Source organism: Anaerococcus lactolyticus ATCC 51172 (genome assembly GCF_000156575.1).
In the GTDB taxonomy this organism is placed as follows: Bacteria; Bacillota; Clostridia; order Tissierellales; family Peptoniphilaceae; genus Anaerococcus; species Anaerococcus lactolyticus.
In genome coordinates this window covers 152,918-168,705 of record NZ_GG666045.1, presented here as the reverse complement: position 1 = coordinate 168,705, position 15,788 = coordinate 152,918, and the positions used below count along the sequence as shown (strand labels likewise).

At 30.6% G+C, this 15,788-nt stretch carries 15 protein-coding genes; all 15 read right to left on the bottom strand.

The features are described 5' to 3' along the window. Positions 1 to 4: 4 nt before the first annotated feature. The gene (locus tag HMPREF0072_RS03370) at positions 5 to 370 is read right to left on the bottom strand and encodes an HNH endonuclease (protein WP_004827407.1); all 366 of its coding nucleotides are present in this window, start codon (positions 368 to 370) and stop codon (positions 5 to 7) included. Positions 371 to 668: 298 nt separating this feature from the next. Continuing rightward, entirely contained in the window at positions 669 to 1,451 is a 783-nt protein-coding gene (locus HMPREF0072_RS03365) for a Fic family protein (RefSeq protein WP_004827406.1), read from the bottom strand. Next, on the bottom strand, positions 1,448 to 2,611 hold the full coding sequence (locus HMPREF0072_RS03360) for a HipA domain-containing protein (protein ID WP_004827405.1): 1,164 nt from the start codon (positions 2,609 to 2,611) through the stop codon (positions 1,448 to 1,450). The genes HMPREF0072_RS03365 and HMPREF0072_RS03360 overlap by 4 nt, the downstream gene beginning before the upstream one ends. An 83-nt stretch (positions 2,612 to 2,694) precedes the next feature. After that, positions 2,695 to 3,147: a single-stranded DNA-binding protein gene (locus HMPREF0072_RS03355; protein ID WP_004827404.1), complete on the bottom strand. Its 453-nt coding sequence runs from the start codon at positions 3,145 to 3,147 to the stop codon at positions 2,695 to 2,697. Between the two features lie 11 nt (positions 3,148 to 3,158). After that, entirely contained in the window at positions 3,159 to 3,731 is a 573-nt protein-coding gene (locus HMPREF0072_RS03350; RefSeq protein ID WP_004827403.1) for a hypothetical protein, read from the bottom strand. Beyond that, positions 3,715 to 4,776, bottom strand: coding sequence for a hypothetical protein (locus HMPREF0072_RS03345; protein WP_004827402.1), 1,062 nt, complete (start codon positions 4,774 to 4,776; stop codon positions 3,715 to 3,717). Before HMPREF0072_RS03345 ends, HMPREF0072_RS03350 begins: the two co-directional genes overlap by 17 nt. Further along, on the bottom strand, positions 4,763 to 4,885 hold the full coding sequence (locus tag HMPREF0072_RS12585) for a hypothetical protein (RefSeq protein ID WP_282633075.1): 123 nt from the start codon (positions 4,883 to 4,885) through the stop codon (positions 4,763 to 4,765). Before HMPREF0072_RS12585 ends, HMPREF0072_RS03345 begins: the two co-directional genes overlap by 14 nt. Beyond that, positions 4,842 to 8,228 (bottom strand): VirB4-like conjugal transfer ATPase, CD1110 family, encoded by a 3,387-nt coding sequence (locus HMPREF0072_RS03340; protein WP_004827401.1) that lies wholly within the window; start codon positions 8,226 to 8,228, stop codon positions 4,842 to 4,844. The genes HMPREF0072_RS12585 and HMPREF0072_RS03340 overlap by 44 nt, the downstream gene beginning before the upstream one ends. A gap of 5 nt (positions 8,229 to 8,233) precedes the next feature. Next, a complete protein-coding gene (locus HMPREF0072_RS03335; RefSeq protein WP_004827400.1) occupies positions 8,234 to 8,722 on the bottom strand; it encodes a PrgI family protein in 489 nt (162 codons plus the stop codon). Next, positions 8,723 to 9,715 carry a hypothetical protein gene (locus HMPREF0072_RS03330; RefSeq protein WP_004827399.1) on the bottom strand — a complete coding sequence of 331 codons (993 nt, stop codon included), beginning with the start codon at positions 9,713 to 9,715 and terminating at the stop codon, positions 8,723 to 8,725. 13 nt (positions 9,716 to 9,728) lie between these two features. Next, positions 9,729 to 10,100 (bottom strand): DUF6750 family protein, encoded by a 372-nt coding sequence (locus HMPREF0072_RS03325; RefSeq protein ID WP_039931067.1) that lies wholly within the window; start codon positions 10,098 to 10,100, stop codon positions 9,729 to 9,731. A gap of 16 nt (positions 10,101 to 10,116) precedes the next feature. Next, positions 10,117 to 12,156: a VirD4-like conjugal transfer protein, CD1115 family gene (locus HMPREF0072_RS11060; protein ID WP_004827397.1), complete on the bottom strand. Its 2,040-nt coding sequence runs from the start codon at positions 12,154 to 12,156 to the stop codon at positions 10,117 to 10,119. Beyond that, a complete protein-coding gene (locus HMPREF0072_RS03315; protein WP_004827396.1) occupies positions 12,153 to 13,268 on the bottom strand; it encodes a hypothetical protein in 1,116 nt (371 codons plus the stop codon). Before HMPREF0072_RS03315 ends, HMPREF0072_RS11060 begins: the two co-directional genes overlap by 4 nt. Positions 13,269 to 13,279: 11 nt before the next feature. Next, positions 13,280 to 15,319: a type IA DNA topoisomerase gene (locus HMPREF0072_RS03310; RefSeq protein WP_050755262.1), complete on the bottom strand. Its 2,040-nt coding sequence runs from the start codon at positions 15,317 to 15,319 to the stop codon at positions 13,280 to 13,282. 22 nt (positions 15,320 to 15,341) lie between these two features. Next, the coding region (locus HMPREF0072_RS12145; RefSeq protein WP_004827394.1) for a hypothetical protein at positions 15,342 to 15,788 on the bottom strand (447 nt) is incomplete at its 5' end.

Here is a 15,788-nt window from a genome sequence, read left to right as displayed (position 1 = left end):
TATATTAGTGATTTGATTTTTTTATGTTGCAGTCGCCACATAGCATTTGGCAATTCTCAGCTATAGTCTTGCCGCCTTTGCTCCATGGGACTATGTGATCGCCTTGTAATTCGTCAAAATCGAACTCTTTGCCACAACCAGCACACTTATGACCTTGTCTTTCATAAGCTGCAAGTTTATCACGTCTATCAAAACTCCTGATGTTTAGGAGTTTTTCTTTTCCTGTTAGAAGATATTCATAGATACCTGATTTCTTACTAACATCTTCATCACCCATCAATCTTTGAATTTCTTTTTCAAGCTTACCAGGATCTAGGTCTTGCCTATCCTTATGTTCATTGTAATATAAACCCCAAGGAAGTCCTTTCATTTCCTTCCTGTATTTAGGGAAAATCGCCTTTACCCACTCGATTACTTATGTGGGTAAAACACTAAACAAAAGTCGATTTTAAGCTAAATGCAATCTTCATTTTTGCGATTTAAGGCATTTTATTTTTCTCGTAAGGTATTTATACCTCTGTTTTATCGGATTTTTCCTATATTTTTTACTTTAACGATTTCTGACTTTAAGTCTTCCAGGATAATTTTTTCTTTATCCAGGATAAACTCGTAAAAGTTCTCCAGGTTGTTTTTGCAAACAATGAAACCAAAAAACCCACTAACTGAAATTAGATTTTTTGTTGTTTCCTATAGATTTTTTGTTGTTTCATCACCTTGTAGACTTCTAATTTCAAGTCTTCCAGGATAATTTTTTCTTTATCCAGGACAAGATTATAAAAGTTCTCCAGGCTTCCTGTGACAGCATAGTCGTTTAGGCTTTCATAATAAATTGGTCGATCTTTAGCTTCTATGATCACAGGCTGATAGCCTGCTTTCATGAGCATAAAGTTTAGTAGAAGCCTTGCAGTTCGCCCATTTCCGTCTTGAAAAGGGTGGATTCTGACAAACTCGGCATGAACGTATGAAGCAAGCTCGATTGGATTTAGATCAGATTTTTTAGTTTCAAAATCTGACATAAACCACTTCATAGCAGTCCTTACTTCCGTCCAGTCGGGTGGTGAAAAGTCAGCTCCTGTGATCCTCACATTGTAGCTCCTATATAAGCCACCCTCGATTATATTTTCCATGACTACCTGGTGTACGTCTTTTATCAGCTCCTCATCGAGTGCTGCACCTTGCTCTAATCGACCTTTTATAAGCCTATAAGCCTTTTGATTGTTTGTAACCTCGTATAGCTCCCTAAGATCTTTGCCCCCTATCGATACCTTATCGACAAGCAAAGTTTTAACCTCGGCTATACTTAAGGTGTTGCCCTCGATCTTGGTTGACTCATGGGTAAATCTTAGGTCAAAGTCATCGACTATGCTTTGATAAGTTTCTTTAGGCAGAATTTTTATATTTTCGGCAACATACTGATTTAATTCTTTTATTGAGTTATAATCTTTTTTCATCTACTTCTACCTTTATTTTTTTGCTGGAGAACTTCTAGCTCTTGAATTTTTTCTAATTTTTTTACCCTATTTGATATTGTATGAGCTAATATATTAGCTCTTTTTGTGCTTATTTCTTCCATATGAGCATTTAAAGAGTATAAGTCATAAGCATAGTCGCCTATATCGTTTAAAGAGCTTAAATCGTAATTTTTGAGGTTAACAAGCTTTATTTGATTTTCATGCTTATCCCTAAAAGGCTTAGATTTATCAACCTTGCCTATCATATTATCTCCTTGTTGGCAATACATAGAATAGCCTGTATCAAATATAGGAGCTGGTTTAATAAACTTCAAATCATTAATGTTTCTGATTAATCCAAAATTTCTGAAATGTCTATCTTCATTTGCGACAATATAATCAAGAACAATCATATCATCTATTGATTTTTTCACATCTATGCCAAGATCTTTACAAAGGCTTATATACCATTGATATTTATTAATATGATTAGGTTTTTGTGAGTCTTTGTATATATCCCAGGCACTAACTAATTCTGTATTCTTATCTATAAAATTTTCTGATCCACAATAGATTTTGTTATTTAATTTGTAAGCTTTATATTCTACATAATCAAACTTTAATCTTTTACATATTTCACTTGCCAATATTTCATTAAAAGGTTCTTGATTATAAGGGGGTCTTCCTGCTTTAATCAAGAACCTTTTGCCATCTATTATTTTCCAGGACTTTTTTAAATCACCATCAGAAGTATTATCAGGTGTTTTCAAACTACTGATTTCATTAGCATTTCCAAATATGAATTTTCCTAAATCATCAGAAAAATCATTATCAAAAAAGTTTATATCTTCCCATTTAATATTTTGGTTTTCAGGTTTTAGCCAATATTGATCTGATAAGCTCAATGCAAAAGCTTTAAAAATTAATAAATTAGTTGTAGCAATATCGATGCTGTCTAGCAGCTCTTCAATATTGTCCCTACTAGCTGGTATTTTTCTGTTGCTCAACCATGAGTATATTTCATTTTTATTAATTTCTTTAATTCCAAAAGGTTTGTATTCTTGATTATAAATTTCTCCTATATTTTTTACATACAAAGAGTGTTCATCGATATCTAGATCCACCACAGGAATATTTTTATTGTATAGAGTGTATTTCATAATTTCCTCAGTAATTTATTAATCTATGGATTCTTATTTTGCGTTTTAAGGCATTTTATTTTTTTTAGAAGGTATTTATACCTTTAAAATGGCATAGAATCATTTACAGAGTCATTATAAACGACTCCAAACTCCTCTGGATTTACTTCTTGAAAATCATCTTCAAAAAATTCTTCTTTTCTTTCTAATAGATCTGTTTGATCATTAGCCTTATCTAAGAATGTAATTCTTTTACCTACTATACTTGTATTATAGTAGATTTTGCCATTTTTTTCTACTTTGTTTTTTGACAACCTGCCCTCTACAAGTATATTTGATCCTTTCTTTAAGGCATCTTTTAGAACTTGCCCATATTTATTAAATACCAATATAGTATATATGTCATAAATGTATTCTCCATTTTCTATTTTTTCTTGTATTTTTTCTTTGCTTAAATCCTTCATTACTCCAATCTTTAATACACATAATTCGCAATTACTAAGTTCGTGCATTTCTGGATCTTGTATTAATCTTCCTTTTAAAATTACTAAATTCATATTATCCCCTTTTATATAATTGGTTTTTCAAAATTTATTGGTAATGTTTCTATTTCCCAATTAATATCCTTATTTCCTATATATCCGATTTCTACGTTTGAATCCTCAAAAAGCAGCTGAATGGTATCTAAATCATTCAAGTTAAAGCTCGATACTGACATCATTATAGGGTCGTTAGCTATCATCATAACCTCTCCCTCCATGCTTTTAGGTATTATTCTAACCTCTAAAGATCTATTTGTATTTGCATTTGGCGAAAAATATTCACTTAAAAATTCATGTAAAATATTTAATTGAAATTCACCTTTATCAAAGACAAGTTCCACCTGGATAAATCCACTAATATTGTTTATTTTTAACATTGCTTCCGTAACTTCAAGCTCCTTGTAGTTAGATTTAATGCCTTGCTCATCTAGATCCCAATATAGTTCAACAGTTGATTTTAATTCACCACTATCAGTCAGTCCTGAAGCTGCTATTATTACATCTTTTTTTGTAATTTCACTTTGGTTTTTGTATATGTTAGAGTTTATATCATTATCTATTTCTACTTCTTTATTAATGTAATCAGGCTTGTTTGACATTATTCTTTTTACTCCTTATTATTTGCAAATTATATTGATTATTTAGTAAAATCGCTTTTACTTTTTCGTCCGAATAAGAATTTAGTTTATTAGATAGATCCTTCATACTATCAATATCTTTTATACTTGCTATATACTTATTTTTATCCCCTAAATTCCAATGTTTATATGATTGTAATATATTTATCTCATCAATACTATTTAATAGTAGATTCATTTTATAATCCTGAATTTCACTAAAAACTTCTATAATATCCTTATCTGAAAATATAATACTATTAATATTTTCTCGTTGATCGACTACAGAATTTTCATCAGGATCTCCACTTTCTATATATCCTGGGTCAGCAAGCAGTGTGTTTATAAACTCTAGAATTATTCTGCTATATTCATATATATTTTGTAATTGATTAATCGATATATCAGAATATTCATTATCAATAATGCTTAAAACGACTTTCCTATTTAAAACCTCATAAAACACCAAATTAATTAATATCTTATTATCTGTCATAAAAACACTTTTTAATAAGACTTCAAGTAGAACATATATTTTTTCCACTAGACCTTTATAATCATAAAATATTAACTCCCTTTCTTCCAGGTTATAATACTTATAGGAATCTTTATATATCTCATCAGTATCAAATTTTACTACTATCATGTGCCTATTATAAAATTCAACTAAAGAGTTAAATATTATTTTTATTTCTTCTCTCACTTGGCTCGGATTGTTAGGCTTATAAGCATCAAAGTTTTTATCGGTATATAAATTAAACCAAACAGTTTGATCGCTGCTTATGTCGTAAATAGGAGTTAGATAAGGCTTTTCATTGCTTGGTTTTCGATTTTTTGTTGTTATATAATTTTTAAATTCTTTTTCAGTAAATATGTATAGAGGACTTGTTTTGTGTCCTCTATCATATTTATATTCATGATAAATTGAATTGATAACAGCAAATGAATAATCCGAATTACAAGCTAAAAAAGGAATTAAAGCTCTTAGATCATCACCGTTTATTGTAGTTTTGTCATTCTTTGTCATTTCTATTTTGTTTCCTTATTTCTTTCCACTTATCAGATTCTTTTATTATTTCTTTTCTTAGCATTTCATTTGCTTGCTTCTTTGACTTTATTAGCTCTATCAATTTCATTTTGCTTTCTCCTTTGGATTTCAGCTTTTTCGGCTGGGTTAGTTGTCATTACCTCATACATATGCGTATTTTTAGGAAATTTATTTTCAAATGGTATAGTTCCAAACTCTGTATGAATTAATCCATGTCCTGGTTCAGAGTCGGTAATATAAGTTTGCAAAGTTTCACCTAGGTTGTATAAGTTTGCTAATCCTAACTTATCTATAGAAGATTGTGTTAGCATCATAACAAAATCAGCATTTGATAACATAGTCCTGGCATCATGAATAGCCAACAAGTCATCTACATTTTGAGTAATTCCTGTTGGAAAACCATTATATTTTCTAGCTCTTTTCCATAAATTCCTTAAGAAATTCATTGAGTTTGCATTATCGAATAATAGGTATATTTCATCGATGTATATCCAGGTAGGTCTACCATTTTTACCATTTCTGAGAAGTCTTTGCCAAAGCTGATCCATAATAATGTTCATCGCAAGCTTTTTAAGCACTCCTTCATTGTTTAGTCCTCTTATTGAAAATACAGCTAGCCTATTTTTAGGGTTTATATTTGATAGTTGGTCAAACATATTTAAAGAACCAGTTGTGTACATTCTAAGAGCAGTTATTAAAGAGTATGCTTCATTCTTTTCTCTACCTTGAAGTGATGCCAGCTTTTCCCTTAAGGTTGTTAATGTCGGAAAATACTTATAATTGACTTCTTGTTGATTTTGCTTTTGTTCACTCACATATTTAAACCACGATTTATATATTTGAGTAATACAATCGTCTAGTATAGCATTTTCTTCAATAGTTAATGCTCTTTCCATCATCAGACCAATGCAGCCTGTTATAAAGCCAACTTTTTCTTTAATAGACCCTTCAAGACCACCATCTTCCTTGTCGTTTTCTTCTATATCAAAAAGATTCATATGGTATGGTGATGATTGCTCGATAGGGATATATTCTCCATTGAGTGATAAACACAAGTCTTTATACTCATTTTCTGGGTCGACAATTATAACATCATCATCTGTTGTTAAAATAGTATTTAAAATTTCATTTTTAGCAGCAAAAGATTTACCACCACCTGGTTTTCCTAAAATGAAACCATTGCCATTTTTAAACTTCTTCCTATTTACAAGTATTAAATCCTTATTTGCAGGATTTACACCATAATACATTCCTGATGGATCTAGTATATTTTGAGTTTTAAATGGCATATATACAGCTCCAGCTTCACTTGTAAGCGATCTTTTCATAGGCAGCATATCTTGTCCTATAGGCAAGCATGAATTTAAAGCATATTCTTGCATATTCTTTGCTATTGTTAGGTTTACCATTTTTCTATCACAATAATCTTTTAGAAGACTTGCGTTTTTATCCATTTCCACCTTAGTTTTTCCATATACACCTACTACAACGTTTGTTTTGAAAAGTTTCTGATCCCTGACAGTAACGTCATCTAATAGAGCTTTGGTTTCTTCTATCGCAACTTCAAGCTTTGGTGGAATTATAAAAAGTGAGTTATTTAATTTAGATCTTTTATTTAATGATTCTAGTTCTGCATTGTAATTAAGATATTGTGATGATATTAGCTTAACAGCTTCTTTTTGTTCGTAAGGATTGTATATTACTGTCGTTAGTATCTGCTCATTAAATTCTTCATTAATACCAGCAAAAAAGCTCGGATTTAACAAGTTAGGCAGCTCTGATATAAAGTAAAACGATACATAATAATCATTAATTTTTATATAGTTAGGCGTTATATCCACAAAATCAGGAGATATAATATCAGCTACTGTAAGTCCTTCTTTTCTCATTTTTTCAATATTATAATATTTTAGATATTTGCCTTTTTCAGGATTTAACAAATTAAATAAAATTTCTATCCTATCTTCCTCGGTCAACACTTCTAGGTCAGAATTGTTTTTATCTCCTGATCCTATAGTTTTAATCGATCTTTTCATCAGGTCAGTATAGATGTTGAATTTTTCAATAGCTTCCTTATATGAGTCGGCTTCTAGACTTAGAGTCACATATCTTTCTCTTTGTATTGAGTTGATGCCTTTACTGATTTTATCTAAAAGCATATCATTATATTCTTTTCTTAGATAATCCTTATTATCATTTTTATCTTTTAATAAAATCTCCTTTGTAAATTCATCGATATATATTTTTTTATTATTTATTGTTACATATACTTCTACTTCTTTGGTGAATGAATTTAAAAACTCCTGGTATCTTAAAATGATTTTTTCTTGTTCTTCCTCATCTAAAGTTTCAAAGTTTATAGATTTTATTTTAAAAGATTTTGAGTATTTACCATTTCCTAAATGTAAGATTCCGTCTTTAATAAAATCATCTAAGAATATGGTATCTTGTGTACTAAGTCTACTTTTTGTTTTATAAAAGTTCTTTTTAAACTCATTCATTGACAAATATTTTCTCAAATTTAAGTCAATTTCATTATCAAAAGAAAAGACTGACTTGTTGTTTATATAGCTTACTCCTAGAGCTTGAGAGTTTAGTGCTAATAAATTGTTAGTATAAAGGGGTCTTATAATAGACCCCTCGTTTAGCAAATATTTTCTAATCATATCTTCGTCTTTTTCAAGACTTGTAATACTATCAGATTTTATGGTTAATATAGCACTTTTTGTATATATAACTCCTTTGTTTTCATCAAGCTCTTTGAGAAATTTATCACGCTTATTTTCAATTTGTTCTATCTGATTTAAAATCTCACTTCTAGCACCGTATTTTTCTAGCTTATTAATTTCCATGCTATAATACTTTTCAAGATTAGCTTTTAAATCATCAACTTTTAGTTTTTCAAAAAATACCGTATATATTTTTTCGATATTAGAGTCCATAAATTGCTTAATTTCATCTATATCGATAATTGGATTGATAATTGTATATGCTCTTATATATTGATTGTCAATTTCAATATATGAATCATTTTCAATCAATCTATCAGGAGCAATTACATCGATCTCATCATATACATTTGTTATCTTGTTGTTATATACTTCATTTAACCTGTCATCATTGTTGTAAATGCTTGATATAAATTCCATTATATCAGCATCTTCATATGATAATAAGTCCAGGTCAGTGTCGCCTTCAGTTCTTAATATGTTCTTATTAAAGTATTTTCCATCTTTTTTGTTGGTAGAAACTGTAATACTAACTTTTTCAGAACTCTTAATTAATTCTATTAATTTATCGTTCTTTATTTCATTTATATCGAAAAACTTAATCACTTTTTTATCTACTGATATTCCCTTATCGAGTAGGGTGAAAGGCTTAAGTTTTCTTCTACTTGACTTAGAAGTCAAAAATATACTTTTCTTGCTCATTTAACCTACTTTCTTACACCTTTATATTCTTTGCTAAATTGTTTTTCTTGTTTTTTCTTCAATTTATTTAAGTTGTTTTCAACCTTTTTAGATAAAATATTCGCTTCATTTTCGTCATATCTATCTTTTTTTGTCTTTTTTGATTTTTGCTTTTTAGAATTTGTTATGAATATGCTTTTTATTGTTCTAAGTGTAGAGTTGCTTATTTTATATCCTCTTTTGCTTGATCTAAGCCTAGATGTAACAATCAATTTTGCAATTTTTTCAATTTTTACACCATATGGTTTTAACCAGGCAAAACCTATAAAGGGAATTAATATTATGCTGCATACTATTATTATTATTGGAGCGTAAAAATAGTCCCTTAAAAAGATATAAGCTAAAAACATAGTGACAGTACCAACAGATAATGAAGCAGCTTGTCTGGCTGTAAGTGAGCCTATTAACTTAGCTTCATATTCACTTACTTCTTTAGGTATTTTAATATCTTTCATCTAAACACCTACCACTTCTCTAGCGTATTGTTGGGATTTTATTAACATACCTGTAAAAGCTGCTGTTACTGCTAATGTTAGAACTATGAATATCATTCCACCATAAACACCTCTTGTTGATTCCCCTATGATTTTTATAAGAATTAATGACATTCTTGCTTTTAACCATAGGATCAATACAATAAAAACACCTTGTATTGACACTGCTATTAAAGATTTTAAATATCTCATAGAAGATGAATTATAGCCGTTTAATGCAAACTCTAAAGCAGCTATAGGTATTCCTAATACCTTCAATATTAGTTCTAACATTCTTGTTATTAAAACTGATCCCATTACTCCAATACAGACAAAGTTGCCAAGTACAAAAAATAGTATTAACAACCCAGCAAACATACTTGGAACTAATTTGTAAGCCATCGAAAACAAGTAGCCACCAAATCCGCCGCCATTAGATTTATATTTATATCCCTCACCATCTTTTGCAATTTCAAGTTCAGGATCTATAGTCTTTAGAAAGTTATTCAAGTTATTAAGACTTTGATCACCTTCCGTTCCAGTTGCTTCATCTGTCTTGTCAGAGTTTACTGCTTCACCTGTTAAAATTGAAGAACTATCGTATATTTTAAGTGCTGCTGCATTTCCTAATTTTATAGCATTTCTACCTATTTTTAATCCATTGGTAATCACCATAAGGCTTATTAAAAAACCTATCATTACCTTTATGCCAGCTTCTTTTGTTATTCCCTCAAATGCAATCTTTTGCAGCAAAATTATAACCACTACAGTTATGAGGAAAGATAAAGCCATAGGTACAAAGTAATTGTTATAAAGACTTGCTATATCAGTTCCTACAACCTCACCATTCGATCCAGCTCCATATCTAAGTTCAAATCCCCCTTCTAGAGGGTTTATCCCTAGAAGGGTTCTAGCAATGTCTGTAACGTCTAAAAAACAAAGTCGCCAAAGTTTATATAAAAAACTTGCTGTCATTTTTTAGCCTTTCTTAATGAACCAATCCTGTAGCTTTTAGAAGATATTCTATTCCTACTAAACATACACCTGTAACAAATAATTTAATAGATGTAGTTTTTCTTTCAGGATTTTCACTGTGTTGTGCTTCTAGGAAAGTTATTATACCGACAATTACTAGTGAAATACCTACATACTTAGCTATCTTTATAACAACGTTGATCATGCCAGCAAAGGCTGTATTTTCATCAACGTCCATATTTACACCCGATATATCAGCATACGCAATATAAGGGGATAAGATAACAAGCATAGGGCTTAGAAAAGCCACAATTTTTCTTTTTATTTTTAGTGATATTTTATTATTTTCTATTTTATCTTGTAATTGTATTAATTTATTTTTCATTTTTACTCCTTTAAATTTATGAAAATAGTATATAATCAACAATATTGATATCTTCATTTGACCAATCTTTAATTGTTTTATAGTCAGACAATTGCTCGTCTATTTTCTTTATTTCTTCATCATTGTTAGATGGCAATTCTTTATTAATTTCATAGGCTTTAGCCATTTCTTTTATAACTTCAGGATTTAAGAAAAGCTCCTGTCCACCACCGTCACCACAATACTTATACATCGGGTGCTTTTCGTATGGGAACTTCTCATCTTTAAATGGTCGTTCACCTCTTATGGTGATAATCGACAATTCATTATCCATGACTCCTATTTCATCAGGGGTCATCAATTCTCTTTTTATAACGTCTTCATTTCTTGAATATGATTTATTTCTACCTAACGATTCTCCAGTAGATTTCTTGTATATTGTTGTCGAGCCTAGAATCTTTGAAAAATATTCCATTGTATCTTTTTCTCCAGATCCCAGAAAAACTGTTGTATCACAGTTACCTACTAGGGACTTGTGGTCTTTTTCGTACATTTTTTCAAGCTGATTCAGGTTTTGTAAAATCACAGAACACGATATATCGTATTTTCTCATAGTTGCCAATTTATTGGTAAAATCAGGAATTTTACCTATATTTGCAAACTCATCTAGTATAAACCTAACTGGTATAGCTAAAGACTTGCTCGCTCTATGCTCTGCTTTATAATATAAGGTTTCAAAAAGTTGAGAGTACATAAGCGATACAATCCAGTTAAATGTTGTATCAGCTGATGGTAAAATTGCGAACAAGGCTGTTTTTCTTTCTCCTATTGTTTCTAAATTAATGTCATTTGATGATGTTAGATTTTTAATCTTAGGTAGTGAAAAAGGGAAAAGTCTTGCTTGTGCTGATATTACGATAGATTTTGCTGTATCTCCAGCAGCCTGTTTAAAGTTTCTATAGTTAAAAAGTGCAATAGATTCAGGATTAGCCTTTTCTACTTCTTTGAATATTAAATCTAGCTTTGTTTCTTTCCCTTCTTTTTCAGGTATTGCATATCCAATAAGCCTGGTCACTTCTGCAAAAGTACCATCTATTTTATTGCCATCATCGTCTACGTATGATTCATATAGCAAAAAGCATATTGCAGTTAGTAGCATTTTTTCAGCATTTTCCCAAAATGGATCTGATGATGATTGACCACTTGGGGTTGTATTTAATATAAAGGTGCTTATCATCTGATAAACTCCATTCTCATCACGAATGTATGAAAATGGGTTATATGTGTGCGATAAGTCCATATCTACAAGGTTAAAAACCTTTATATCATATCCCATACTCTGTAGATACTTGCCATGTGATTGTAGCAGCTCTCCTGATGGATCGGTAACGATGTAGCTGGCATTAGCATTTAATAAGTTAGGTTTAGCAAAATATCTAGATTTTCCAGTACCTGAACCACCGATAACAATAATGTTATTGTTTCTGAATGTTTCTTTCCCTCTCATTGATAGATTAACATTTTTTGACAAAATCATGTTTGGACTTATAACATAGCCTTCTTGTTGTAGATTTTTATTTTTGCTATCCTCATATTTTTTCTCGATTGGTTTAATTTTCCAATCCTTAGCAAGTTCTTCTTTGTCGTCTATTTTATATGTTATTTCTGAATAAGTTTCACCTTTAGGAAAAGAATAATGCTTATTGTATTTTTTGATATTGTCATTCCACTTAGCTGACCCTTGTTCATCTCCTACCTTTGCCCTATATTTATATGGTTTTGATAAAAAATACATAGTTGAAAAGGCAAAAACTAGGATATACACTATTAATCCTTTAAATACAATCCCAGGATCAAAGTAAATATTAAATGGTGAATTAGTTATATTTTCAAATGCTTCATTAATAGCGTTTAATCCTTTAGATGTATTAATATAATTTACAACATAAGACAAGTGTAGTAGAAAGAAAAGATAAATGACAAATGTAGGTATGAAAAAGTATTTAATTATCCTCTTTCTATCACCAGGTGTTTCCCTATATACGGGTACTCCATCATAATCTTTTCTTTTGGTCATCTACTTCTATCCTTACTTATTTCGGTACTTATATCCTTACTATCATCTTTTGAGTTTAAGATAATATCAAAGTCTTTTGCTGAAAATGTTTTTGAATTGCTAAGTTGTTCTTCTTTTATATTGATGTTAATATCAATTTCTGATATTTGTTCAGGGTTAAGTTCATCTCGTATTTCTTCTATGAAGATATATTTTGCCTTAGTGTTTAGCAGTTCAATCTGTTCACCTGGATTCATTCTTAACAAGTTAGTATATTCTATATCAGTCATGATTACAGGTGTGGTCATATACCAGCTTTGCTTTAGTATTTTGTTTATCTCGTCTTCTGTAAGATTATCTTTATTGGTTAAATATTTTTGTTTTTCTTTGTATAAGTCAATTGTTTTATTAGGATTTGCAGCATCTACAATTATGTAGTTCCTGTTTTGCTCGATGTCTTTTTTATCCTTATATTTAATCACTTCATTTAACATTTTTTTGTTATTAAGTGATTCTATAAGGTCTTTCCCATCTTTGCCTTTCAATATTGCCTTTACTTCCCTGTACTCATCTAAAAACTTCTTATAGTCATCTTTTGAAATTACCAATCTATTGTCAACTTTAGCATATTTTAGATTATTGCTTTCTTTCAAAAGGTTGATTATCTTCATTTCATCTTCAGTGATGTTGTTTATTACAAGTATTTCTTTAGATTTTCCCATTTTTGCATGGTTGATTATATCGTCTTTGTTTAATTCATTTTTATTTAAAACAAATTTTGGGAAATACGCCATTTCCTTTTTATTTTTATTTGAAAAGTAGACGTTATAATTACCTTTTTCATCTTCTGTTTTAGCAAAAGGCATCTTGTTTTTTATAGCAAATTCTTCAAACACTCCATAATATGACTTATCAAGGTTTATATTACCTAATCCATATGATCCTGATAATCTATTTAGTTTTTCCAAATCGTACTCACCAAACTTTTTCAGTTTTGATTCTTTTATTAAATCAGCTGTTTTTTGCTTTGACGCTCTAATCATTTTCAAGCTTTCATCTTGAAATGTTCTAAATAGAACCTCTGCTAATTTTTGAGTCATAGCACTTGTTTGACTTGCAACTCTATCAGTCATCTAATCACCCCTTAAGATTTTTTGTCTGGAAATTCAAGGGTTGTTGGATATGCTCCATTACTTGCAAGAATTACATAGGCAGAAAATTTATTTCCTTTCTTAGATTTGAAGTCTGTTATTAATGGTGTTTTTCCATTTTCTATGAGCGACTTCGCTTCATCTTCATCAAGCTTATGACCTGATATAATCCTAAGTGTGCTTAGCCTGCAATTCCCTTTATTTTTTCCATGCTTAGAGTTTTCACAATTTATGGATCTATCATTAATGTAAACATTACCCTGACAGTAAGGGCAAGTTCCAATGATAGTTTCTTCTACCTTCATACTCTCATCGCCTTCATACGATTTAACAATTTCCTTTAAATAGTTTTCTATTTTTAGTATAAAACTATTTTTATCTTTTTCGCCTTCGGAAATTTTTGCCAATTCATTTTCCCAATTAACAGTTAGCTCTACTTCTTTAAGTTTTTCAGGTGCTACACTCAATAATTGTTTGCCTAGCTCTGTGATTACAATATCTTTTTTAGACCTTTCGATATAACCATTTTTAATTAGTCCTTCGATTATATCAGCTCTAGTCGCTGTCGTCCCTAGACCTGTTCTTTCAATCTCTAAACCTTTTTCGTATAATCCAGAACCTGCTGTTTTCATAGCTTTTAGTAGACTATCATCATTATAGTAGGCTGGTGGTTTTGTGGTTTTATCCATTAGCCTGGTGTCTGTTATTGGATATGACATACCTTCTTCTAATCCACTTAAGTCTTTTTCTGATTTTGCAGCATTGTCTTTGCTTTCTAGCTTTTTAAATCCTTGATCTATGTCTACTTTTCCAACAGTGTATAGGTCTATATCGCCACTAATAGCTTTTATTTTCGTTTGCATATACCTATAGTTTTTGGAAACTGCTTTTAAAAGCTGCATATAAATAAGCGTATATATGTTTATATGATTCTTGTCGAGATTGTTGATCTCGTCTTTTTTATCGATTGAATATATTGTCGGCAATAGTGCTGTATGGTCGCTAACTTTCTTGTTATTAGCGATTTTTTCTACATTGTCAAACATATCGCTATCAACGTGACTGCCTATAAGCTGCCTTACTGATTCAACCATATCAGATGTTATATACTCACTATCTGTTCTTGGGTAGGATATATATTTAGCTTCATAAAGGCTTTGTGCTATATCTAGTGTCTGCTTAGCACTTAAACCAAATTTCTTATTAGCAGCTCTTTGTAAATTAGTTAAATCATACAATTTAGGAGCTTTAGTGGTTTTTTCTTCACTAATAACTTCTTCAATTTCAAGTTCACTTGACATCGAGGACATTTTACAATTCGATTCTTGTGTTTCTATTCTTTCAGTTTCAAATGTTATAACCTTGCCATCAAGGCTTATATCTGCTTGAATTGTGTTATATTTTTGAGGTTTAAAGTTTTCTTTTTCTTCACATCTTGCATTTATTAAGTTTAGTGTAGGAGTCTGTACCCTTCCTATCGTAAATTTTTTGTTATTTTCAATAGACACTAGCCTAGTAAGATTTATCCCTACCAACCAATCAGCTTCTTGCCTTGCTTTGGCACTTTCACTTAAATTGTCATAGGCGTGTCCATCTTTTGCTTTATTAAACTCATCTAGGAGTGCTGGATCTTCCATTGATTGAATCCACATTCTTGTAAATGTCTTTTTAGTTCCTATTTTGTCATACACTAGCCTGAATATAAGTTCTCCTTCTCTACCTGCATCTGTAGCACAGACAACACTCTCTATCCTCTTATCGTTTATTAAATTCTTAACCACCTTGTATTGGTGGGATTTTGATGATATTAACTTTGTTTTAAAAGGTCTTGGTAAGATTGGTAGGTCAGCCTTATTCCAATGGTTGCATGACGGATTATATGATTCAGGGTCATCTAGAGTTACTAGATGACCCCCTGTCCATGTCACTATGCAAGATCGACCTTCTATATATCCGTCTTGTTGTTGGTTGCAACCTAACACATTAGCTATAGATTTTGCGACTGAAGGTTTTTCTGCGATAATTAATTTCATTTTATTACTCATTGAGTTTTATTTACTTGCTTAGTCCAATATATTCGTACCAATAACCATCTTTAACTCCACTTTTTGGATAAGCGAACTCGTTGGTTGATTCAACAGAAGAGTTGTACTTACCCTTACTTTGGGAAGAGCTAACTATTTGAGATTCTCCTACTCCAGTACATTTCATGCCACCATCGCTTTGTTTGACATATCTATAAATTGTATCACTATATTCATTTATAACACTCTTTTCGTATCCAACTTCTCCGACTTCCATAAAGGTAGTATCAAATCTGTCTGAAAGATCTATTCTATTCCACCAGGTTTTGTTAATGGAATATGATTTATAAAGGTATTCTGGTCCTGCACTAATACCATTATAAGGTCCGAATACAACGCCATATTTATAATCGGTCTTTATATCATATCTAGCCCATTTATGGACTGCTTGTTTTTTAGCATCTAGTAGTTCATTTTT